Source organism: Streptomyces syringium (assembly GCF_017876625.1).
GTDB lineage: Bacteria > Actinomycetota > Actinomycetes > Streptomycetales > Streptomycetaceae > Streptomyces > Streptomyces syringius.
Genome location: NZ_JAGIOH010000001.1, coordinates 7,432,119 through 7,452,255, shown reverse-complemented (window position 1 = coordinate 7,452,255; position 20,137 = coordinate 7,432,119). Strand labels below are relative to the sequence as shown.

Sequence of the window (20,137 nt, the reverse complement as noted above, 5' to 3'; positions counted from 1 at the left end):
AAGCATTTCAATCGATCAAGCGTTTCCTCCCCCGTGTCGGCCTTATTCGACGTTCACACACTGAGGAGACGTGCATGGTCAGCATCAGCGCGATAGTGGGCATCGCGGTCGTGGCGTTCGGGATGGTGATCACCCCCGGGCCCAACATGATCTATCTGGTGTCCCGTTCGGTGTCCCAGGGGTACCGGGCGGGGCTGGTCTCTCTCGCCGGTGTCGGGGTGGGCTTCCTCGTCTATCTGGTGGCGGCGACCGCGGGCATCGCGACGGTGTTCTCGCTCGTCCCGGAGATCTACCTGGCGTTGAAGCTGGCCGGTGCGGCGTATCTGCTCTGGCTCGCCTGGAAGGCCGTACGGCCGGGCGGGTCGTCCGTCTTCTCGCCCCGCGAGCTGGAGGCCGACCGGCCCCGCAAGCTGTTCGGCATGGGGCTGCTGACCTGCCTGCTCAACCCGAAGATCGCCATCCTGTACGTCTCGCTGCTGCCGCAGTTCGTCGAGCCGGAGAAGGGTCATGTGGCCGCACAGAGCCTGGTGCTGGGCCTCACCCAGATCTTCGTGGGCGTCGTCATGAACGGCGTCTTCGTGCTGACGGCGGGTTCTGTCGCCTCGTTCTTCTCCGGGCGCCCGCTGTGGGCCCGGATCCACCGCTACGCGATGGGCACCGCGCTGGCCGCCTTCGCCGTGCGGATCGCCGCCGACCGCTCGCGCGCCGTGGTCGCCGCGCCCTGACGACCGGCTCCCGGGGCGGGCGGCGGCCGCCCCGACGTGGTGTCAGTCGTCCTTCTCGATCAGCCGGACGGCCTTGAGCGCGGCCGACAGGGCGCGGCTGTCACCCTCCTCGCTGGTGGCGGCCACGTCCAGGGCCGTGTCCACGAACTTGATCGCGTGCGCGTCGCCGCTGCGGGCGGCCTCCTCGAAGACCTCCTCGGGGGTCATCGAGGAGGCGTCGGGGGACGCCGGCCGCGGGGTGTCCGCGGCATAGACGGTGGTGATGGCCGCGCTCGCCGCCCACGCCACGGCGAACGAGGGGCCCCACAACTCGTGGGGAAGGACGGGCAGGGTCCGCAGAACGGCGCTCGGCGCCGTCGTCGCGTGGACCAGCATGACCGGGTCGCCGTGGCCGTACGCGCCGTAGTGGAACGTGGTGGCCCGCACGAGGGCGGTGAGTTCCTCGCGAATGGCCTCCGGGTCCGTGGGGACGTGCAGCGATTCGGCGGTCCGCAGCCAGCCCGGGGTACCGGGCAGCAGCTGGAACCGCTCCACCGGGGGGCCACTCGGATCGGTGGCCCGGGGAAGGGCGGCGAGGGCGTCGGCGGGTGCGGAGGTGCCCGAGGGGCGCACGGTCACCGGCAGCAGCGTGTGCCGGGCCGCCCAGTACCCGAGGGCGTGGGCCACTTCCGCGACGCGCGGTGCGTCCTCGCCCTCCACCAGCAGGGTGCGTACGGCATGGCCCACACGGATCACGGGATGGGCCGCGGCTCCGGCGATGCCGGGCAGCAGCCGCGGCCACCACTCGGTCAGTACCTCCCGCCAGGGGCGCACGGCCATCTGGCGGGAGAAGTACGCGATCCAGTCGCTGACCCGGCGCGGATCGCCCAGCGCCTCGTGCCAGTCGTCGTCCGATATCCGGGCCCGCGGGCTCGGGACGTCCTCCAGCCTGGCCTCGTAGGCGTCGAGCCAGCGGTGGACGGTGCCGGCCTGGCCCCGGCGGGCCAGGGCCTCCACGGCCATCGGTCCGTGGTTGCTGAGATACCCCCGGTACTCGGGGCCGCAGGCGTGCAGGCGTTGCAGGGCTTCGTCGAGTGTCCCGTTCGCTGTGTCCATGGCCCGAGGCTAGATCGACGGCCGCCCGGGCCGTAACGGGCTCGGGCCCTACACCGGTGGTCGTACGCCGCGTCAGTCCCGGGGCAGCAGCGGGCCCAGAGGACCGAGGTCGATGTTCAGGTCCTCGGGCCGCAGCCCGAACCGCTCCCGCAGAATCGCCATCCGGTCCTCGAGGAGCATCAGCGTGATACCGATGCGTTCCTCCTGGTCGGCGGCGAGGTCACCGGTTTCCACCCGGCGCAGCGCCTGGCGCTCCATGAGCTGCCGGAGCAGTTCGAGGACGGTGAGGACCAACTGCGCCAGGTCGCGTTCCACCGTGTCGGGGCCGAGTTCCACCCGCCGGCTCATGCCTCCTCCTCATCGTCCGCGTCGTCGTACACCTCGAAAGGGGAGGCGACTTGGGGGCCGATCGAGCTGATCAGCGCGTTCAGGTCGATGCGCACCAGGTCGACGTCCGCGATGCGCAGGGTCAGGTCCCCGGTGAGCACCACCCCACCCGCCAGTAACCGGTCGAGCAGGTCCACGAGGCTCACCTCGCGCTGTCCGTGCGGGGCGAGGCTCATCGTCCCTCGCTTCCTTCGCGGGCCGGGTCGGTCACGTCGGCGAACGAGTACGGCGCCCAAGGGCCCGTCAGCTCCACCCGGATCCCGGGGCTTCGCGCACCGAGCCGCCGCACCTCTTCGACGAACGCCCCGCTCTGCTCACGCGGCAGGAGATAGGCGGCGTTGAGGACGTTGCCGCGGGGCACACCGGGCAGCCGGGCGTCCTGGAGCCGGTGCACCCGGACGTCCTCCGCGAGCCGGGACAGCTCCTGGTGGAGCAGCCGGGACCCGGTGTCCGCCTCCGCCAGGATGCTCGACCGGGCATTGCGCTGCCGCAGCCGCTGCCGCAGATAGTCCCGGCCCGAGGGCGCCCCCGTCGGGCCCGCCGGGCCCGTCGGCCCTGTCGGCCCCTTCGGACCCGTCGACGTGGTGGCGTCGTCGCGTGGTGATTCCGGGGCTTCCCGCGCGTAGGCCTTCACGCCCCATTCGACGCGCCCGTCCAGGCGCTCCAGGCAGCGGGTGAACCGCTCGCGCCCGGAGTCGAGCAGGCGCCGCACTCCCCCGTCGTCGTTGCAGACCGTCGCGAGGCGGAGCGGCAGCGGGGAGGTGACCGCGGCCAGGGCCCCGATCACGGCCTCGTGGGCACGGGCCGTCGAGGTGAGCCAGTCGAGGTCCTCCAGCCGGGCGCGGAGCGGTTCCTCGGAGAAGTCATCGGCCGGTACGTCGCCGAGGACGGCCAGGAGCCCGTCGTGCGCCAGCAGACGAGGGGGTGTGCCGGCGACCCCTGCCAGGCCCTCGGGCAGGGTGCCGTCGAAGGGGCGGGTCACGGCGTACACATAACACAGCTCGGTCATCCCGGTTCCTCGCGTTCGGCCGGCCGGTCGGACGACCCCGCCTCCAGGGCCGCGATCCGCTGCTTCAACTGCTCGTTCTCCTCGGCGAGTTCACGCCGCCGGGCGCCGCTCGACAGGGCGGGGTCGGTCTCCCACCAGTCGATTCCCATCTCCTTCGCCTTGTCGACCGAGGCAACGACCAGGCGGAGCTTGATGGTGAGCAGTTCGATGTCGAGAAGGTTGATCCGGATGTCCCCGGCGATGACGACGCCCTTGTCCAGGACGCGTTCCAGGATGTCGGCGAGATTCGCACTCGTGCCGTCGGGGACGTAGGGGTCGGGGAGTCGGCTCGGCATCGTCATCGACGGCTCTTCCGGCCGCGCCCGCCGCGGTCTTCGTCCTCGGCGTCCTCGGCGTCCTCGGCGACGTCGTCTTCGGCGTCCGGATCGTCCTCGTACTCGTCGTCGTATTCCGCTTCCTCTGCCGCGCCGACTTCGTCGTCGGTGGCGTACGCCTCGTCGTCCTCCGCCTGGGTTTCGTCGTCCGACCGGACGACCTCTCCGTCGCGGATCTCGTCGCGGCGGCCCTCCTCGGCCTCGCCGCGCAGCGCGATATAGCGGGCGAAGTTCTTCAGGTCGAGTCGCGCCCGGCGGCCCTGCGCGCGCCAGATGTTGCCGGTCCGCTCGAAGAGCCCCTTGGGGGAGTACTCGATGACCAGCAGAATCCTGGTGAGGCTGTCGCCGAGCGGGTGGAAGGTGACGACGCCCTTGCCCGTGCCCTTCGCGCTGTGCGCCGTCCAGGCGATCCGCTCGTCGGGGATCTGCTCGGTGGTGTGTGCCGTCCAGTGACGGCTGGACCAGAAGACCTTGAGGTCCCATTCCGAGCCGGTGTCGTCCACCGCCCCGGCGTCCTCGACGCCTTCGGCGAAGGCCGGGAAGTCCTGGTAGCGGGTCCACTGGTCGTAGGCCTCACGCACCGGCACGCCGACGTCGACGGACTCCATGACGACGGTGGGTTTCCGCCCGCGTTCGCCCTTCCGGCCGCGTGCGCCGGCCTTCCCGATCCGCTGGGCCACCTGCTGGGCCAGCCCCTTGGCGCCGTCCTTCAGACGCGCGGCCCCGACTTCCACCCCGGCCCGCAGGGGACCCTTGCCCTCGGCGAGTTTGCGGCCGCCGTCGAGGGCCAGCCGGGCGAAGCCCGGACTGCGGCCCTCCGCGATGTCGTTGAGCTTGACGGTGCTCTCGCCGAGCTTCCGGCCGAGGCCCGCCAGCGCGCGTTCGGTCTGCGCGAGCGCGTAATGCGTCAGTTCCGACTTGAGGCGGTCGGCCTTCTTGGCGTCGACGGTGCCCAGCACGCCCTTCCCGGCGCTCTGCGTGCCGCTCTCGGTGTCAGCCACGGGACCGGCCTCCCTGCGACGGGGCCGCCCTCCGGGCCGCCGGCTTCTTCTTCGGATTCTTCGGGACCTGCTTCTTCGGCGTCTGCTGCTTCGCGGCCTTGCGGGCCGGCTTGCGGGCCGTCTTGCGCACCCGCTGCTCCGCGCCGTCTTCTTCGTCCTCGTCCTCGTCCACCGCGTCTTCCGGAGCGGTGTCCTCTGCCTCCTCCTCGTCGTCGAGGTCGGGGGCGACACCGGAGATCCGGTCCCGCACGTCGAGGGTGCTCTCGTGCAACCGGTCCGCGAGCGCGTCGATCCGGCGGTTGACGAGCGCGCCGGTGGCGGCCTTGCCCACACCGCGCAGGTCCTCGCGCAGCTGATCACCGAGCTCCTTGAACTGCGGGTTGTCCCGCAGCCGGTCGGTGACGAGGCCGGTGAGCGCGCCCGGACCGGCGTTCAGCCGTTTGCCCATCACCAACGTCCCGACGGCGAAAGCGAGCTTCGCCTTCTTGGTCCGTCCCAGCAGATAGCCCGCGCCCACGGCGAGCCCCAGTGCCGTCCTGTTGTTCATGTCGACGGTGTGCCTTTCTCCAGTCTGTCGAGGAGCTCGTCCTCGCGGCGGTCGAACTCGGCCTCGTCGATCTCGCCGGCCTCCAGTCGTTCCTCGAGGAGGGCGAGCTCACGTGTCACGGCCGACGGGTCGTAGTACTGCCGCTCGGCCTCGGCGGCCACCCGCCCGAGCACCCACAGGGTGCCGCGGACCGGTGCCGCCGGGAGCAGGAACAGTTCGCCCAGCAGGCCCATGGGACGTCACTCCACGAAGCTGTAGGGCGGGAGCGGATCGCTGAGCCGGATCTCGAGCTGGGGGTTGTCCTTGATCAGCGCGTCGACGGCGGCGAGGAACCGGGCCGTATCCGCGCGGGCGACCAGGCACGAGACGCTCACCAGCCAGCCGGTGGACGCGGGGCCGCGGCTGACGGCCGCGGCGATGCCCATGAGGGTGTCGTGGACCATTTCGGCGTCGCGTGTCTCGCGCTGCTGGACGGCGGCAACGATGCGCTCGCCGAGCTGGATCTTCTGCTCGTAGGTCCCGCCGCCCGCGGCCCGGTTGGCCTCGGTCAGGGCGCGCAGCTCGGCGTTGTCGGCGAGTACCTGGTGCAGGATGACGTCTTCGTTGTGCGAGGCCTTCACGTTGTACTCGACCTTGTCGTGGAGGGCCGTGAGCCGCTCCTCGAAGTGCTCCGCGCGGTCGGCCAGCACCGACTTCACGGCGGCGTCGTCGGGCGACACCCCGCCGAACCGCATCGGCAGGACCGGGCCCCCGGCGGCGGCGTGGGTGAGGACACGCTGATGGGCCAGCAGGTCCCGGCGCTTGGGCCGGAGGTCCTCGGGCGCGTCGCTGACCAGCGCGATGAGCTCCCCCTCGGCCAGGGTGCGGACCGGCCGTGGCGGGTCGCCGACACCGGCGAGCTCCGTGTCGGGGCGGGGGTGCGAGCGGTGGGCGATGCCGTAGACGTAGGTGCTCACTCCTGTTCCTCCTTCCTGCGGTTCGAAGCGGTGCGCCGGGCTCGCGGTTTGGCTTCCGACCGGCTCTCGCCCTCGTCACGGGCCTGCTGGAAGGCGTCCGAGACGGTCTGGGCGGCGCCGGACAGCGCGCCCTTGGTCTTGCCGCGGGCCCCGGACTCGGTCATCTCGCCCACCATCTCCGGCAGCCCCGGGCTGCGGTTCGGGCCGGCTTCCAGGTCGAGCCGGTTGCACGCCTCGGCGAACCGCAGATAGGTGTCGACGCTCGCGACGACGACCCGTATGTCGATCTTCAATATCTCGATGCCGACGAGCGAGACACGCACGAAGGCGTCGATCACGAGGCCTCGGTCGAGGACGAGTTCCAGGACGTCGTAGAGTCCACTGGTACCGCCGCCACCGCGGCCTTGCTGTGCCGGAACAACCGTCATGTCGTCCGGTCCTCCTTTGGCTGGTCGGTGTGCGCGGGGCGTGCGTGACGTCCCTAGCGGCCGAGGGACCGAGCCGCTAGGTGGGGTCCGCTTTCCCGCGCTCGTAGCGCCGGACGCGCTTGTACGTGGTGAGCTCGCCGTCCGGCCCGAGCATGACCTCATAGGTCGCGAGCAGGCTCATCGTGTCGGGCACCCGGGCGAGTTCGAGGACCTCGACCCGGACGACCCAGCCGTCCTCCGCGCGTTCGAAGGAGGAGACCGACTCCGGCTGGGTGCCGGTGAGTTCGGCGAACTGTGCGCGGGCGAGCCGCAGGATTTCCACGGCGGACGGCGGGCGTCCCTGCTCGGGGCTCCGCTTCTTCCCCGCGCCGTTCCCCGAAACGTCGGAGCCGTGCGCTGTGTTCGTCATATCGGCCTCGCCCACCGCGTTACCCGTCGGGGAGTGCTCAAACCTGACGCCCCGTGGGGCGGGGCGGGTGCGAGGGAAGGCTTTGCTTGCGTGTCCATACGCGCCGCGTACCCGCGCTCGTCGGCGGTACGCCGCTCCTCCCGGCCGCCGCTCCTCCCGCGCCGAAGCGGGGTCCCGCCGCGCCTCCGTGGACCGGTTGCTGCATACACTCAGGTCCGTCGTAACGTGTGATCATGTCACGTCATCCCTTGCGGTCGGCTGCTGCCGCTTGCTTCGCCCTCTTGTTGGCCGTTCTCGGCGGCATACCGTCCGCCGCCGCGGCGTCCCCGCCGACCGCGCCGGAGTTGCCTTCCCCCACCGGGAAACAGCTGATCGGCACCAAGTCCCTGCATCTGGTGGACACCACCCGGACCGACCCGTGGAAGCCGGAAGCGGGCCACCGTCAGCTGATGGCGTCGCTGTGGTACCCGGCGCTGCGACCCTCCGCCCGGCCTGCCCCGTACGCGTCCGCCGCGCTGTCCACGGCCATATTCGGCACGGACGCGCTCGCCGCCGTACGCACCCATGCCACCGTGAACGCCCCCGCAGCGCCCGCTGCCCGCCCGCTGGTGGTCCTGTCCCCGGGGTTCGGGATGAGCCGCCTCACGCTGACCACCCTGGCCGAGGAACTGGCCGGCCGCGGCTACGTGGTGGCCGCGCTGGACCACACCTACGAGGCCCCGGTGGAGTTCCCCGGCGGCCGGATCGAACCGTGCCTGATCTGTGAGCGCCCGGACTTCGGCCGCGTCGTGCCCAACCGGGTCAAGGACATCGGCTTCCTGCTCGACCGGCTGACCCGCCCGGGCACCGGCGTCCGCGTCGACGCCACCCGCATCGCCGTGGCGGGGCACTCCATCGGCGGCGCGAGCGCCGTCGAACTCCTGGGCACCGACTCCCGTGTCGACGCCGCGGCCAATCTGGACGGCGACTTCTTCACCGCCCCGCCGGCGCGTGCCCTCAAGCGTCCGGTGCTGCTGTTCGGTGCCCAGCGGACCAAGGACTCCGTGCCCAACGCCAACTGGAACGAGCGGCGGCGGCACTTCTCCGGCTGGCAGCGCTGGCTCGACGTGCCCACGGGCGGCCACATGACCTTCACCGACGTCCCCTGGATCGGCAGCCGGTTCGACCTCGGCAATCGGATCCCCGCGGACCAGCGGGACATGGCCTTCGGCACCCTCCCCGGGGACCGGGCGACCCCCGTCGTCCGGGCGTACGTGGCCGCCTTCATGGACCGGCATCTGCGCGGCCGGCCGAGCCCCCTCCTGGACCGGCCCTCGGCCGCCTACCCCGAGGTCCGTTTCGTCAAGTAGCCCATCGGGACGGCACGACGGCCGTCCCGTCGGGCGGGGCCGCACCCGGCCCCGCCCGACGCCGGCTCACCGGCCGGTGGGCCCGCGCACGTCCCGCGCGACGCCGGCCACCGACCGTTCGCCGCGGTACCCATCCCACCCCGGCTCCGCGATACTGCCTGCCATGCGTGTTCTGATCGCGACCGTCGGGTCCCGCGGCGACGTGGCCCCTTACACCGGGCTCGGAGTGCGCCTGCGGCAGGCCGGTCACGAGGTGACGATCGCCACGCACGACGGCTTCGCCGGCCTCGTCGGACAGGCCGGTCTCGGCTTCCGCTCCCTGCCCCTCGATCCCCGCGCCCAGCTCGCCTCTGCCGCCGGGCAGCGCATCCTCCGCGCCGGGACCGGTGCGACGGCCGTCATGGAACTGCTGCGGATGGGCCGCACCATCATGCCCGCCCTGGGGCGGGGCCTGCTCGACGCGGCACGGCAGGGCACCGATCTGCTGCTGTTGTCGGCCACCACGGCGCCCCTGGGCCAGGTCGTCGCCGAAGCGCTCGACGTGCCCACGACGGGTCTCTTCCTCCAGCCGCTCGCCCCCACCGGGGAGTTCCCGCCCGTGCTCACCGGGACCCGCTCCCTGGGCCGCCGGGGCAATCTGCTCATGGGCCACGCCCTCCAGTCGGCCGTCGACCGGCTCATCACACCCCCCGTCCGCGAGCTGCGCGAACAGCTCGGGCTGCCCCGCCGCAGCGCCGGGGCCGAACGGCGGCGGGCCATCCGGCAGGGCATGCCCCTCCTGCACGGCTTCTCCCCGTGCGTGGTGCCCCGGCCGTCCGACTGGCCGCCGTGCATGGAGGTGACCGGCTACTGGTGGCCCTCGCCCCCGCCGGACTGGCGGCCACCGCCCCGGCTGGCCGACTTCCTCGCCTCGGGACCGCCGCCGGTGTACGTGGGGTTCGGCAGCCTGGTCGTCGCGGACGCCGAACGGCTCGGCGCCGTCATCGGGTCCGCCCTGCGGACGGCCAGGGTCCGCGCGGTCGTCCAGACCGGCTGGTCGGATCTGTCGGTCACCGGCGACGACGTCCTGGCCGTCGACGAGATCCCGCACCACTGGCTCTTCCCGCGGATGGCGGCGGTCGTCCACCACGCGGGCGCCGGCACCACCGCGGCCGGGCTGCGGGCCGGTGTACCCGCGGTCCCCGTACCGGCCCAGTTGGACGCCTCGTTCTGGGCGCGGCGGCTGACCGCCCTGGGGGTGAGCCCCGGGCCCGTTCCCCTGGCCGAGCTGTCCTCCGGCCGGCTGGCGGCGGCACTGCGGCAGGCCGTGGAGGAGCCCGCCCACCGCCACCGGGCCCAGGCGCTCGCCGCCCGGATCAACGCCGAGGACGGCGCGGCGGGAGTCGTGGCAGCCGTGGAGCGGCTGCCGGTCCGTTCATGACCCACCCGGCCGCCGCGCCGGGCCCGGCCGCCGAACGACCGGCCGCGCCCTCACGTCTCCCGGCGGTCCGTGCGCTCCGGCTTGCGGTGTTTCCCGGGAGGCTTCCCCGGGGCCGGGCGGTCCCACTCCCCCGCCGGGTCTCCGGCGGGATCGGTCGGGTGGAGGAGGTCCTGCGCCGCGGCCAGATCGTCCGCGACGGTCACCGGCGTCCACTCGTAGCCGTCCCACTGCTCGATGACGCGCGGAGCCTGCGGATGCACATGGAATCCGCGGTGCCGCCCCGGCCCGAGCGGCACCGCGCGCAGCCGGCCCTTCTTGCGTTCCCGGTCCGCCTCGCGCCGCTGCGCCCAGTCCTTCAGGGGTTCCTCGTCCATCGCGCCAGCATGGCGTAGCCGCCCTCGCTCCCGCCAGCGTTTGCCCGACGTCGCGGGTGCCGTTCGCGAGGGGCCGCCGGCCGGTGGGCGGGCGTCAGGAACCGTGTCCCGCGCATCTGTTGATCGTTGACATCAGCGCCCGATTCATCCAGTTTTCATCGAGTGGAGGAGACACCGTGCCCACCGACGAGCCTCAGACAGCCGGAACGGAAATCTTCCTGGTCGGAGGGCCGGCGGAGCTGCCCCCGACCTGGCGGCTGCCTCCGGGCCAGGGGGATTCGACCGAGGTGACGGTGCCGCACCTCAACAAGAACGAGCACTTCGCCCGCACGACGCGGACCCAAGCCGTGGGGGGCGGCCGCGAGCTCGCGGTCTTCGCGTGGTCCCACTCGACCGCCATCGCCGAATAGGCCGCCCGCCCCTCGCCGCCTCGCCCCGGGTGCCCCGCGTCCGAGGAATACCCCCTTCATGATCAGATAGGTGTTTTCCACGGGGAACCAGAAGGTATGTCCTCCCGTCTTGTACGCCGACGGGGCGTGCGCGGGACTCCACCAGCACCGCCATGGCCCCGGGACGCGGATCCTCATCAACAACACAGGCAAGGCAGTGCGGCGTATGAAAGAGCTGTCGGTGACGGGCGAGTCCCCCGACGAGTCGAAGCAGGTCCAGTCCTCGACCGGACCCACGCAGGCACCGCCCGAGACCGAGGAAGCGTCCGAGGTGAAGGCGCCGTCGGAGACCGAGGAACCGACCCGGCCGAAGGCACCGCAGGCACCGGAGGCGCCGTCCGCGCCCAAGGCAAAGGCCAAGGCCGGGGCCGGGGCATCACCCGCCTGGGCCGCATCGCCGCGCCCGTCGACGGCCGACGACGCCCGTGCCGACGACGGCATACCCGCCGACCCCAGGCGCTCGCTGTCGGCGGGCACCACGGGGCGGAAGCCCGCGTCGGACGGTGCGAAGGCACCCGCCGAGTCCGAGTCCCGGCAGACGCCCCGCTGGGCGGCGGGCGGGACCGATTCCGCCGCGGAGGCGACAGCGGTACTGCCGGCCCTCGGCGCGGCAGCGGACGCGGGAGCGGACACCGCCCGAACACCGTCGACCGCGGAAAGGCACCCGGCGCCCGCCACCGCCCCGAGCGGGGACGGCCCCCGGCCGGCCGCGAGGAAGCCCGACCGGCAGGCGGCCGTGAAGCCGGCCCAGGCACCGACACCGGCGCGGGAGACCGCGCCGGTCCCGCCGGTCGCCCCGCCCCGGCCTCCGGCGGCCGGCAGCTCCGGCCCGAAGGCAGCCGAGCGGCCGACCGCCGTACCCCGCCCCGCCATCACCGCACGACCGGGCACGGCGCCGGGCACACAGCCCGGTGCCGGGCAGCCGGAGCAGCGGCCCGGACCCCCGATCGACCTGCTGGCGCAGCTGACGAACACCCCGGCCCCGCCGCAGACACCGATGCGCTCGGCCGCACGGCGCTTCAAGATCTGGGGCCCCGTGGCGGGGGTGCTCGCGGTCGGGGTCGTGACCGCGCAGATGGTGCGCCCGCTGCCGCAGCCGACGCTCGCGCTCGAGGGTTCGGCGTCCTACACGTTCCAGGGTGGCTTCTCCGTGCCGTGGCCGGACCACGGGCAGTCCGCGGCGAAGGTCGTGGGCGCGGGCAGCCTGGGCACCTCCGGTGAGCAGAAGCCCGTACCGACCGCGAGCGTCGCCAAGGTGATGACGGCGTACGTGATCCTCAAGGGACACCCCCTCAAGAAGGGCGAGAGCGGGGAGCAGATCACGCTCGACGCCCAGGCGGAGGCGGATTCGGCGAAGAAGGACGAGTCGAGGGTGCCGCTCAAGGCGGGTCAGCGGTTCACACAGGAGCAGATGCTCCAGATGCTGATGATCCCCTCCGGTAACAACGTCGCCCGGCAGTTGGCGCGCTGGGACGCGGGGTCGGAGGACGCCTTCGCCGAGAAGATGAACAAGGTCGCCCGGGAACTGGGCATGAAGGACACGGTCTACACCGACCCCAGCGGCTTCCTGGAGTCGACCAGGAGCACCGCCGCCGACCAGCTCAAGCTGGCCGAGGCAGTGATGCAGAACGATGTCTTCCGGCAGGTCGTCCGGATGCCCAGCGCCACGATCCCCGGCCTGGAGAAGCCGATCTACAACAACAACGCGCTCCTGACGACGCAGCCGGGCACGGCCGGCATCAAGACCGGTTCGACCACGCCGGCCGGTGGTGCGCTGATGTGGGCCGCCTACCGGACGGTCGACGGCAAGGACCAGTTGATCCTCGGCGTGACGATGGATCAGCGCTCACCCGGCGGGGACTCCAACGCCCATCTCAAGCGGGCGCTGGACAACACCCAGAAGGTGATCGCGGGGATCCGGGACGGTCTCGTCTCGGCGACCGTGGTGAAGAAGGGCCAGGTCGTCGGCTATGTCGATGACGGTCTGGACGGCAGGACCCCGCTGGTGGCCACCGCCGACCTCAAGAGCGCCGGCTGGCCGGGGCTGAAGCCCACCTTCACGCTCGCCGACGGCGGCCGGGCCGTTCCGCACGAGGCCAAGGCCGGTACCGAGGTCGGTGTGCTGACGGTGGGCGACGGTCCGGGCGCGGCGAAGGTGCCGGTGGCGCTGCAGAAGGACCTGAGCGAACCGGGCTTCGGCTCGAAGCTCGTCCGGCTCGGGTAGTCCCCCGGTACTCCGGCCGTCCCCGGTGGCTCCGATCGTGATCGGAGCCACCGGAGCGGGCGTTTCGGACCCGCTCGGCGGCCGGCGGACCGTCGGCGCGGCCCGGCGTGAAGGCGAGCGTCCACAGGCGCCGCCAGTCCAGGCGCGGTCGCGCCGGCGGGACGCCCGGGCGGTTCCGGGGAACGCGTACGCGCAGCGCACCGGGCTCCGACACGCAGTGCACGGGAGTCGGCAGAGTCAGCGCCTCACCGTCGACGCCGGCTCGCACCTCCGGCTGATCGGCATCGACGACGACCTCGCCGGCGGTCAGGGAGACCAGGCCGGGCGCGCGCCGGCCACGCAGCAGGTCGGCCGCCTCCACCGCGCTGTCGGCCCGGACGCTCACCATGCCCAGTACCCCGCCGTCGAGCCGGTCGCGCCTGCCCAGCCCCGCACGGTCACCGACCCGGTAGGGGTTGTTGCTGACCAGAACGGCCTGCGGGCCGTCGACAGTGACGGCACCCGCGCCGACCGCCAGCCGGGGACCGTGCCGGTGGGTCAGCACACCGGGAAGCAGCCGCAGGACGGTGCCGACCTTGTCCTCACGGTACGCGGGGCTCTGCACGACCTCCGCGTACGCACCGAAGGACGCGTTGTTGACGAAGACCCGCCCGCCGACCCGTCCGAGGTCCACCCGGAACTCCATCCCGTCGGTGAGCGCCTCGAGGCTCCGTGCCGGGTCGTCCCGGTCGAGCCCGAGATCCAGGGCGAAATGATTGCGCGTGCCGGCCGGTATCACCACGAACGGCACCCCGTGCTCCGCCGCCACGGCCGCCACCAGCGCCTGTGTCCCGTCACCACCTGCCACGCCGAGCAGGTCCGCGCCGCGGGCGAGGGCGTCGCGCGCGAGAGCGGCGATGTCCGCATGCCGGGCGGCGTCGAGCAGCAGCACTTCCGCGCCCAGTGCCTGCGCCTTCTCCTTCAGGCCGAAGCGCACCGCCTTCCCGCCGCCCGAGCGCGGATTCATCAGCAGGAAGGCGCGCTCGGGCGGTGGGACGGGACGCCCGGGCGCCGTGCTGGGCAGGACGTCCGCCCTCAGCGCGGCCCAGCCCGCGGCGGCGGCCAGAGCCCACAGTCCCAGGGAGACCAGGACGAGCCAGAGCAGCCTCGCCGCCACGTACGACGCGAGCACGGCCACCGGCGCCGCCACCGCCACGATCAGCGCGACGCCTCGCACCGCACCCCGGCGCGTCAGCGCCCACCACCCGGCCGCCGCCGAGACGGCCAGGCCCCCGAGCCCCACGGCAACCAGCCCCACGCTCCGGAGCCCCGCCACGGACAGCAGGAGCACCCCCGCGCCGCCGGCCGCCACGACCGCCAGCCGCGCCGTCCAGCGCTGCCCCGCCCCACGCGCGATGACGGATCCCATGGCACCTCCCGGCTTCGCGGCCTGCGCTCTGGTCCCATGTTCACCGTCGGCAGGGGCATCATCCTCACCCGGAACGGGTGAGGCAGGCCCGGGTACGCCGGGCCCACAGTGGAAGGCCACCGGTACGGGCCGGACGACCGGTGCAGGAGGACCGTTCCGAGAAGGGCGACCGGATGAACGGCAGCGGACGTACCACCGGTGGGCCGCCCCCGGGCCGCCCGGAGGAGCGGGCGACGGTGGAGGCCCGGGCGCTGCTGCCGAGGATCTGGGCCGATCCGCAGCACATGCCGGAGCAACTGTCCTTCTTCGCGGTGCAGAGGTTCGGACCACAGGCGGCTGCCTCGGTTTCCCGCCGGAAGGAGCGCGAGCCGTCGGCCGGGGACGACGAACTCCGCAGGGAGGTCATCGCCCACGGGACGCGCATGACGATGGCCGACGGCGCCGTGCTGGGCGGCCCGTTCGTGTTCCTCGTGCCCCTGAGCTTCGTGGCAGCCCTGCTCTCCCAGGCCCGCATGATGCTGGAACTGGCCGTCCTCGCCGGGCGCGACGCCCGGAGCGAAGGACGGGTGGCGGACCTGCTGGTCCTCCAGGACGTGTACCCGACGACCGAGGACGCCGCCCGTGCCCTGCGCGACGTGAGCCGTCATCCCTCCGGAGGACGGGGCCGGATCCCCCGCCGGACACGCTGGTCGCTGATCGTCAGGATGGCGGCGCTCCTCGGCATCGTGGGCGGGGGCGAGAAGCGCGGCCGGCTCCAGCAGGTGATCTCGACGGTCCCGATCGTGGCCCTCTTCCTCGTGGGCATGGTGCTGCCGTTGATCTGGGTGCCCGCACTCGCGGTGATCTACCGGAGGAACACACTGCGGCTCGGAGCGAAAGCCGTGCGGTTCTACACCCCGGGCGCCGCGGACAAGCCGCTCGGACAGCGTGGACGCCGTCCCCGCGTCCCCCGGGCGGCCGGCCTCGCCGCTGTTCTGCGGTTCACCGCCCTCGCCGTCGTGCCCTTCGCCACCGCCGCCGCGCTCGCCGCGGCGGACGTCCGGCTCGCCGGCGGGTTCTGGGGCACCAGCCTGATCGTCCTCGTCACGGTCTCCCTCCTCGCGGCGGGCGTCTGGCACGTGCGCCGCCGGTCGCGAGCACGGCGCCCGCCCCGCTGAGCAGGACGGTCGCTCCCCCGACGGCCGCTCAGAAATCCGGCAGGCTCGGGTTCCGGCCCATCAGCGCGGCGAAGGACGCCGGGTCGGTGTCGAATCCGCGGACGGCCTTGCGGAACACCCACTCTCCCGAGGCGCCCCGGGTGAATTCCGCGACGGTCGCCGCCGTGGCGTCGAAGACACCGACGAAGTCGTCGTTCACCAGCTCCGTACGGTCCTCACGGACCCGGACAGCGGTGTTCGGCACCTCGCCGAAGGTCTTCCGTCCGTCGCCCTGCTGAATGACGACGCCCACCACGACCCGGGTGTACCGGGAGGACAATCGGTCCAGCTCCAGCGTCATGGCCTCGTCGGTACCGAAGCCCTGGCCGGTACGGCTGTCCCTGTTGAGGGTGATGGTGCCGTCGGGTGACCGGCTGTCGAAGTGCACGACGTACTCGGGCTTGCCGTGCGGATCGTCCGCGGAGTAGGTCGCGGCGACGATGTCGAGGTCGTTGGCCGGTGTGCCCGAGGGACTCGGGTCCCACTTGAGCGTCACCTCGACCTTCTTGAGCCCCTTGTTCAGACCACTCACGGACTTGCCTTCCTCGTACCGGAACTGACGGGAGATGTGTCCGGGCTCAATTGTATCGCCCAGGGTAGGAGTTGAGGTCGGCCTCGCGTGGACGCATCACGGCCCGCGGTCGGCCCGTGTCGTGTCCGGGGGCCGACGCGTTGGGTGGGTATGAACCGATTGACCACCGCCGCGGCGCGGATCCTGACCGCCCTGTCGGCCACCGTGGCCCTGGTCGTGGGGCCGGTGGGGGCGCCGAGGGGCGATGTGCCCCCACCGCACGCGGACCGTGCCGATCCCCGGCCGGTGCGGAGTCTGTTCGGCAAGGAGATCCGGCGGATTCCCACCACACGGCCGGTGGTCGCACTGACGTTCAACGCCGCGTGGGACGGGGCCGGGGTGGACACCGTGCTGGAGGTGCTCCGCCGTCGGCACGCCCCGGCCACGTTCTTCCTGACGGGGCAGTTCGCCGAGCGCCACCCCACGGCGGCGCGGGCGATGGCGGCCGAGCACGGAATCGGCAACCACTCCTACAGCCACCCGCAGTTCGGCGGACTCACCCACCGCGAGGTGGTGGAGGAGGTGTCAGGGGCCGACCGGGCCATTCGTCAGGCGACCGGCGCGGTGCCGCTGCCGTTCTTCCGCTTCCCCTACAGTGCCACCTCGGTGAGGGGGATCACGGAGGTCAACGCCCTGGGGTTCGCGGACATCGAATTTACCGCCGACACCAACGGCTACCTCGGTACGGCCGGCGGTATGACGGTCCGAAAGGCCGTCGACCGGGCCCTGGCGGCCCTGACGCCCGGGGAGATCGTGCAGCTGCACGTCGGCAGCGCGGACGGTCACGAGCCCGTCCTCGACGCCCGGGCCCTGCCCCGGATCATCGACGCCGTCCGCGCCCGCGGCTTCGAGATCGTCGATCTGCGGACCCTCCTCGTCGGGCGAGGAGCCCGGTGACGCGGGAGCGGCACCCGGCCGGGGGGCTGTCGCGCCGTAGCGTGCTCGGCGCCCCCGTCGCGCTGGCCGGCGGATGGACGGTGATCGGCCGGGAGCCCCGGGCCGCCGCCGCGTCCGCCGCCCCGCCCGGCTTCCCCGCGTCCGTCGAGCTGTACCGCGAGATCTACGAGAACTGGGACGGCGAGGTCCGTACGGACGCGCTGTGGACGTGCGCCCCGCGGGACTCCGCCGAGGTGGTCGCGGTGGCCGACTGGGCCCGCTCCCGGGGCTTCGCCGTGCGGGCCCGCGGCGCCCGGCACGGCTGGGCGCCGCTGACCGTGGCCGACGGAACCCCGGCGTCGGCGAAGGTCGTCCTGGTCGACACCACCCGGTATCTGACGGCCATGCGCATGGAGTCCGCCTCGCCCGCCGCCGTACGGGTACAGCCCGGGGCGACCATGGACGCCCTGCTCGCCTTCCTGGAGCGGCACGGCTTCGGGCTCACCGCGGTGCCCGTCGTCGGTGCCCTGACGGTGGGGGGCGTGCTGGCGGTGGACGGGCACGGCAGCGCGGTACCGGCGCGCGGCGAGCAGCGGAGGCCGGGGCACGGTTACGGCTCGCTGAGCAATCTGGTCGTCTCGCTCAAGGCCGTGGTGTGGGACGGCGCCAGGCGTTCCTACGTCGAGCGCCTCTTCGAGCGCTCGCACCCCGACTGCAAGGCGTTCCTCACCCACCTCGGCCGGTCCTTCGTCACCGAAGTCACCCTGCGGGTGGGGGAGAACTACCGGCTGCGCTGCGTCAACCACCTCGACGTGCCGGCCACCGAACTGTTCGCACCGCCGGGCCGGGGCACCGGGGCCCGTAGTCTGGCCGGCTATCTGGACCGCGCCGGGCGGGTGGTCGTCTCCTGGTTCCCCTTCACCACGCACCCGTGGGTGCAGGTCTGGAGTGTCACCCCGCAGCGGCCCCCGCTGTCCCGCCCGGTGACGTCTCCGTACAACTACCCTTTTCTGAACGCCGTCCCCCGTGCGGTCTCCGACCTGGCCGAGCGGGTCGTCAAGGGCGCGCCCGCGCTGACCCCGGCTCTGGGACAGCTCCAGTACACCGTCACCGCGGCGGGTCTGACGGCGGGCCTGGCCTGGGACATGTGGGGCTGGTCGAAGAACGTCCTGCTGTTCGTGAAACCGACCGCCGTGCGCGGCACCTTGGGCAGCCACGCGATCCTGACCGGCCGCGGATCGGTGCAGCGTGTGGTGTCCGAGTTCGCCGCGTTCTACCGGCGGCTGCTGGAGGACTACCGCGCGCGGGGCCTGTTCCCGGTCAACATCGGCGTCGAGATGAGGATCAGCGGCCTCGACGACCCGGCGGAGGCAGGTGTGCCGCACGCGGAGCCTCCCGCGCTCTCCGCGGTCCGCCCTCGCGAAGAGCACCCCGACTGGGACACGGCGGTCTGGTTCGACGTCGCGACCTTCGCGGGGACTCCCGGCTCGCACTCCTTCTACCGGGATCTCGAGGACTTCTACCACCGCACGTACGACGGCTCCTACGCGGCACCCCGGGTGGAGTGGTCCAAGCGATGGGCACACACCGACGAGGGCGCCTGGCGCGATCCGGCGGTGCTGGGCGGGCGGATCCCCGAGTCCTTCCTCCAGGGGCCGCACCCCACGTGGAACTGGGCGGTCGGCACCCTCGACGGCTACGACCCGCACCGTGTCTTCACCACCCCCCTGCTGGACACCCTGCTGAGGGCGGGCCCGCCGGGCGGCTCCCGGCGGACCCGCCCCGGGCTCAGGACTGCGGCACGACATTCTCCGCCTGCGGGCCCTTCGGGCCCTGGGTGACGTCGTACTCCACCTTGGTGCCTTCCAGCAGCTCCTTGTACCCGGTGGTCTGGATGGCTGAGAAGTGGACGAAAACGTCGGGACCGCCGTCGTCTTGAGTGATGAACCCGAATCCCTTGTCGGCGTTGAACCACTTCACCGTGCCTGTTGCCATGCCTCTTGCCTCTCATCCGAATCCGCGCGTGAACGACGCGCGCCGGGGCGGCCTGTCGCTGCCGGCCCCGGTCGTTCCCGACCTTTCCCCGCATAACGGCGAAATACGCCCCGGCATCACGGCAGGGCCACGGATGGCCCTGCCGTGGTGCCGAGGCGCCTCCCGCCCCGTACCGTGGGAGTGGATTTCCGGCCCGGCAGTCCCCGACGGCTAAGGAGCACGGGTGATGAGCGCCCCCGAGAGTGCGGATCACGTCAGTGTTCATCTGACCGACTGCGGGCACGAGGACGCGAATGTGGTGTTCGGCGCCCTGGAGACCGCGTTCCCCGAAGGCACCGGTCCGGCGCGCAGCGAGACCCGCGCGTCGCGGTCCACGGCGGACAACCCCGTGATCTGGTGCACCATCGTCGACGCCCGGACCCGCAGCGACGCGGTGTCCGCCCCCGCGCCCCTGTCCGGCGCGGTCACCGTGGACCTCTTCGGCCCCGCCCACCCCGTGCGCCAGGTCCAGCAGAAGCTGGCCGCGGTCTTCGACGTCGAGGAGCACGGCACGGTGTCGGGTGAGCACGAAGTGGAGATCCGGCTCAAGCTGACGCCCCTGTCCACGCCCTAGGCCGGGACCGGTCGACCGGCCGTGAACGCTGTCGTCCCCCGACGGCTCGACCCCTTGGGCGTGCCCGCCGGGCCCATCGACCGCGTCTGGTACGCCGCCTACGGTTCCAACATGGATCCGCGGCGTCTGACGTACTACCTCGCCGGGGGCCGGCATCCCGGCGGGACACGTACGTACCCGGGTTGCGCGGACCGCCGGCAGCCCGAGCGCTCCTGCGCCGTGCTGCTGCCGGGGCTCGTGTACTTCGCCACCGAGTCGCCCGTCTGGGGCGGGGGCCGGGCCTTCTACGAACCCGACGCCGAGGGCGAGGCACCGGCGCGCGCCTATCTCCTCTCGGTGGCGCAGTTCTCCGGCATCGCGGCTCAGGAGATGTACGAGAGCCCCGGACGGGAGGTGGATCTGCGGGAGGTGATCGCGCACGGCCGGGCGCGCCTCGGGCCGGGACGGTACGAGACCCTGGTGTGCCCGGGGTTTCTGGACGGTCTTCCCGTCGTCACCTTCACCGCCCCCTGGGCCGTCGGCGAGGTGGCCGGCCGTCCCCCGTCCCCCGGTTATCTGCGGCATCTCGCCTCGGGTCTCATGGAGGCGCACGGCTGGACCGCCGGGCAGGCGGCCGGTTATCTGGCCGGGTGTCCCGGAGCCGAGGGGCATTGGACGCCCGCGGAGGTCGCGGCCGTACTCCGACGGCCCGTCCTCTGAGCCGCCGAGGGGCCCGTCCCCCTGCGTCCGTC

The 20,137-nt window shown here is 72.7% G+C and carries 24 protein-coding genes and 1 pseudogene; 10 read left to right on the top strand and 15 right to left on the bottom strand.

All coding sequences use genetic code 11. From position 1 onward, the window contains the following. The first annotated feature begins 74 nt into the window (after positions 1-74). Positions 75-725: a LysE family translocator gene (locus JO379_RS31820; RefSeq protein WP_209518214.1), complete on the top strand. Its 651-nt coding sequence runs from the start codon at positions 75-77 to the stop codon at positions 723-725. Between the two features lie 42 nt (positions 726-767). Here JO379_RS31820 and JO379_RS31815 read toward each other — a convergent pair whose 3' ends face one another. The 11 genes from JO379_RS31815 to JO379_RS31765 all read right to left on the bottom strand — a co-directional run bounded on the left by JO379_RS31815 (position 768) and on the right by JO379_RS31765 (position 6,931). After that, positions 768-1,820, bottom strand: coding sequence for a questin oxidase family protein (locus JO379_RS31815; protein WP_209518212.1), 1,053 nt, complete (start codon positions 1,818-1,820; stop codon positions 768-770). A 72-nt stretch (positions 1,821-1,892) separates the two neighbouring features. Next, positions 1,893-2,168, bottom strand: a complete 276-nt coding sequence (locus JO379_RS31810) for a gas vesicle protein K (RefSeq protein ID WP_130880474.1) — start codon at positions 2,166-2,168, stop codon at positions 1,893-1,895. Further along, on the bottom strand, positions 2,165-2,383 hold the full coding sequence (locus JO379_RS31805) for a gas vesicle protein (RefSeq protein ID WP_130880473.1): 219 nt from the start codon (positions 2,381-2,383) through the stop codon (positions 2,165-2,167). The genes JO379_RS31810 and JO379_RS31805 overlap by 4 nt, the downstream gene beginning before the upstream one ends. Then, positions 2,380-3,216 carry a GvpL/GvpF family gas vesicle protein gene (locus tag JO379_RS31800; protein WP_130880472.1) on the bottom strand — a complete coding sequence of 279 codons (837 nt, stop codon included), beginning with the start codon at positions 3,214-3,216 and terminating at the stop codon, positions 2,380-2,382. The genes JO379_RS31805 and JO379_RS31800 overlap by 4 nt, the downstream gene beginning before the upstream one ends. Then, positions 3,213-3,557: a gas vesicle protein gene (locus JO379_RS31795; RefSeq protein ID WP_130880471.1), complete on the bottom strand. Its 345-nt coding sequence runs from the start codon at positions 3,555-3,557 to the stop codon at positions 3,213-3,215. Before JO379_RS31795 ends, JO379_RS31800 begins: the two co-directional genes overlap by 4 nt. Beyond that, positions 3,554-4,591, bottom strand: a complete 1,038-nt coding sequence (locus JO379_RS31790) for an SRPBCC family protein (RefSeq protein WP_209518210.1) — start codon at positions 4,589-4,591, stop codon at positions 3,554-3,556. Before JO379_RS31790 ends, JO379_RS31795 begins: the two co-directional genes overlap by 4 nt. Further along, a complete protein-coding gene (locus JO379_RS31785; protein WP_209518208.1) occupies positions 4,584-5,138 on the bottom strand; it encodes a DNA primase in 555 nt (184 codons plus the stop codon). The genes JO379_RS31790 and JO379_RS31785 overlap by 8 nt, the downstream gene beginning before the upstream one ends. Further along, positions 5,135-5,371: a gas vesicle protein GvpG gene (locus JO379_RS31780; RefSeq protein WP_130880468.1), complete on the bottom strand. Its 237-nt coding sequence runs from the start codon at positions 5,369-5,371 to the stop codon at positions 5,135-5,137. The genes JO379_RS31785 and JO379_RS31780 overlap by 4 nt, the downstream gene beginning before the upstream one ends. Positions 5,372-5,377: 6 nt before the next feature. After that, positions 5,378-6,094: a GvpL/GvpF family gas vesicle protein gene (locus tag JO379_RS31775; protein WP_130880467.1), complete on the bottom strand. Its 717-nt coding sequence runs from the start codon at positions 6,092-6,094 to the stop codon at positions 5,378-5,380. Then, positions 6,091-6,522: a gas vesicle structural protein GvpA gene (locus JO379_RS31770; protein ID WP_130880466.1), complete on the bottom strand. Its 432-nt coding sequence runs from the start codon at positions 6,520-6,522 to the stop codon at positions 6,091-6,093. The genes JO379_RS31775 and JO379_RS31770 overlap by 4 nt, the downstream gene beginning before the upstream one ends. Before the next feature lie 76 nt (positions 6,523-6,598). Further along, on the bottom strand, positions 6,599-6,931 hold the full coding sequence (locus JO379_RS31765; RefSeq protein ID WP_130880465.1) for a gas vesicle protein GvpO: 333 nt from the start codon (positions 6,929-6,931) through the stop codon (positions 6,599-6,601). Between the two features lie 233 nt (positions 6,932-7,164). Here JO379_RS31765 and JO379_RS31760 point away from each other — a divergent pair, with 233 nt between their 5' ends. Beyond that, on the top strand, positions 7,165-8,280 hold the full coding sequence (locus JO379_RS31760; RefSeq protein ID WP_209518206.1) for an alpha/beta hydrolase family protein: 1,116 nt from the start codon (positions 7,165-7,167) through the stop codon (positions 8,278-8,280). Positions 8,281-8,443: 163 nt separating this feature from the next. Then, a complete protein-coding gene (locus JO379_RS31755; RefSeq protein ID WP_209518205.1) occupies positions 8,444-9,700 on the top strand; it encodes a glycosyltransferase in 1,257 nt (418 codons plus the stop codon). Between the two features lie 50 nt (positions 9,701-9,750). Here JO379_RS31755 and JO379_RS31750 read toward each other — a convergent pair whose 3' ends face one another. After that, entirely contained in the window at positions 9,751-10,074 is a 324-nt protein-coding gene (locus JO379_RS31750; protein ID WP_130880462.1) for a DUF6087 family protein, read from the bottom strand. Between the two features lie 176 nt (positions 10,075-10,250). Between JO379_RS31750 and JO379_RS31745 the strand changes: the two genes are divergently transcribed. After that, complete coding sequence (locus JO379_RS31745; protein ID WP_209518203.1) at positions 10,251-10,484, top strand: DUF5988 family protein; 234 nt, start codon at positions 10,251-10,253, stop codon at positions 10,482-10,484. 205 nt (positions 10,485-10,689) lie between these two features. Further along, a pseudogene (locus tag JO379_RS33790) lies at positions 10,690-12,351 on the top strand (D-alanyl-D-alanine carboxypeptidase family protein); the annotation flags it as partial. A gap of 229 nt (positions 12,352-12,580) precedes the next feature. Here JO379_RS33790 and JO379_RS31735 read toward each other — a convergent pair. Then, on the bottom strand, positions 12,581-14,155 hold the full coding sequence (locus JO379_RS31735) for a diacylglycerol/lipid kinase family protein (protein WP_372449125.1): 1,575 nt from the start codon (positions 14,153-14,155) through the stop codon (positions 12,581-12,583). Between the two features lie 140 nt (positions 14,156-14,295). Here JO379_RS31735 and JO379_RS31730 point away from each other — a divergent pair, with 140 nt between their 5' ends. After that, positions 14,296-15,312, top strand: a complete 1,017-nt coding sequence (locus JO379_RS31730; RefSeq protein WP_209518201.1) for a hypothetical protein — start codon at positions 14,296-14,298, stop codon at positions 15,310-15,312. A 28-nt stretch (positions 15,313-15,340) separates the two neighbouring features. On the opposite strand, the gene JO379_RS31725 is transcribed toward JO379_RS31730, so the two are convergent. Next, positions 15,341-15,883, bottom strand: a complete 543-nt coding sequence (locus JO379_RS31725) for a TerD family protein (RefSeq protein WP_209518199.1) — start codon at positions 15,881-15,883, stop codon at positions 15,341-15,343. 150 nt (positions 15,884-16,033) lie between these two features. Between JO379_RS31725 and JO379_RS31720 the strand changes: the two genes are divergently transcribed. Together JO379_RS31720 and JO379_RS31715 are read left to right on the top strand one after the other, a co-directional pair. Further along, positions 16,034-16,819, top strand: coding sequence for a polysaccharide deacetylase family protein (locus tag JO379_RS31720; protein ID WP_130880458.1), 786 nt, complete (start codon positions 16,034-16,036; stop codon positions 16,817-16,819). Further along, positions 16,816-18,639, top strand: a complete 1,824-nt coding sequence (locus tag JO379_RS31715) for a cholesterol oxidase substrate-binding domain-containing protein (RefSeq protein ID WP_209518197.1) — start codon at positions 16,816-16,818, stop codon at positions 18,637-18,639. Before JO379_RS31720 ends, JO379_RS31715 begins: the two co-directional genes overlap by 4 nt. Here the strand turns inward: JO379_RS31715 and JO379_RS31710 are convergent. Continuing rightward, a complete protein-coding gene (locus tag JO379_RS31710; RefSeq protein WP_130880456.1) occupies positions 18,587-18,793 on the bottom strand; it encodes a cold-shock protein in 207 nt (68 codons plus the stop codon). The genes JO379_RS31715 and JO379_RS31710 overlap by 53 nt on opposite strands. A gap of 226 nt (positions 18,794-19,019) precedes the next feature. Between JO379_RS31710 and JO379_RS31705 the strand changes: the two genes are divergently transcribed. Beyond that, entirely contained in the window at positions 19,020-19,406 is a 387-nt protein-coding gene (locus tag JO379_RS31705; protein WP_130880455.1) for a hypothetical protein, read from the top strand. A gap of 21 nt (positions 19,407-19,427) precedes the next feature. After that, positions 19,428-20,105: a histone deacetylase gene (locus tag JO379_RS31700; protein ID WP_307842195.1), complete on the top strand. Its 678-nt coding sequence runs from the start codon at positions 19,428-19,430 to the stop codon at positions 20,103-20,105. Positions 20,106-20,137: the final 32 nt, after the last annotated feature.